Source organism: Neoaquamicrobium microcysteis (genome assembly GCF_008180155.1).
GTDB classification, from domain to species: Bacteria; Pseudomonadota; Alphaproteobacteria; order Rhizobiales; family Rhizobiaceae; genus Aerobium; species Aerobium microcysteis.
This window is the reverse complement of the sequence record NZ_VSZS01000028.1, coordinates 1-1,269: the sequence shown is the minus strand read 5'-3', so window position 1 is coordinate 1,269 and position 1,269 is coordinate 1. Positions and strand designations below refer to the sequence as shown.

Here is a 1,269-nt window from a genome sequence, read left to right as displayed (position 1 = left end):
TGGCCTGCCTCCTGAAAAGTGGTCCTCCCTGAAGTAGGCTATTTGGCCGATAGAGAGGACGTTGGAATGCCCCAGAAGAAGCACAAGCCCGAAGAGATCGTCGCGAAGCTGCGCCAGGTTGATGTTCTGTTGTCGCAAGGGCGCTCGGTCGGAGAAGCGGTTCGTTCGATCGGCGTGACACAGTTCACGTATTACCGGTGGCGCAAGGAGTTCGGCGGCCTGAAAGGCGATCAGGTGAAGCGTCTCAAGGAGCTTGAGAAAGAGAACGACCGTCTGCGCAAGGCGGTGTCGGATCTGACGCTCGAGAAGCTGATCCTCAAAGAGGCTGCCTCGGGAAACTACTGAGCCCCGCCCGCCGTCGGCGTTGCGTCGATCATGTCATGGCGAAGTTCTCCGTCTCGGAGCGCTTTGCCTGCAAGGTTCTTGGCCAGCACCGCTCGACCCAGCGCAAGAAGCCCACAGGCAGGCCGGATGAAGAGGCGTTGACCGCCGAAATCATCCGGCTCGCTTCCCGGTATGGCCGCTATGGCTATCGTCGGATCACCGCGATGTTGCGGTCCGAGGGCTGGACGGTGAACGCCAAGCGTGTCGAGCGCATCTGGCGGCGGGAGGGGCTGAAGGTTCCCCAGAAGCAACCGAAGAGAGGTCGTCTCTGGCTGAATGACGGATCGTGCGTTCGGCTTCGGCCGGAGCACCCCAACCATGTCTGGTCCTATGATTTTGTCGAGGGCCGGACGCACGATGGCAGGAAGTTCCGCATGCTCAACATCATCGACGAGTTCACCCGGGAGTGCTTGGCGATCCGCATTGATCGCAAGCTCAACTCGACCGACGTCATCGACGCCCTGTCGGACCTGTTCATCCTGCGTGGGGTTCCCGGTCATGTTCGCTCCGACAACGGCCCGGAGTTCATCGCCAAAGCCGTGCGGGAGTGGATCGCGGCTGTCGGCGCAAGGACCGCATTCATCGAGCCGGGAAGTCCCTGGGAGAATGGCTACTGCGAGAGCTTCAACTCGAAGCTTCGCGACGAACTGCTCAACTGCGAGATCTTCTACAGCCTCGCCGAAGCCAAGGTCATCATCGAGGCATGGCGGTGCTACTACAACACCGAGCGCCCGCACTCATCGCTCGGATATAAGCCGCCGGCGCCGGAGGCTATCATCTGGCCGGCGCCGAACCGTAGAACGGCACCACCATCTGCACAGGCAATGGCCGGAAAGCCGATCATGCATTAAAACTGAAACCGGACCACCTCATAGGGGCAGGCCA

The 1,269-nt window shown here is 60.8% G+C and carries 1 protein-coding gene; it reads left to right on the top strand.

The window, feature by feature from the left end:
- Positions 1 to 66: 66 nt before the first annotated feature.
- Positions 67 to 1,235, top strand: a protein-coding gene (locus FY036_RS00100) for an IS3 family transposase (protein WP_148912709.1) whose coding sequence is annotated in 2 segments (ribosomal slippage) — positions 67 to 331 and positions 331 to 1,235 — 1,170 coding nt in all. Because the reading frame shifts where the segments join, the coding sequence is not laid out codon by codon here.
- The last annotated feature ends 34 nt before the right edge of the window (positions 1,236 to 1,269 follow it).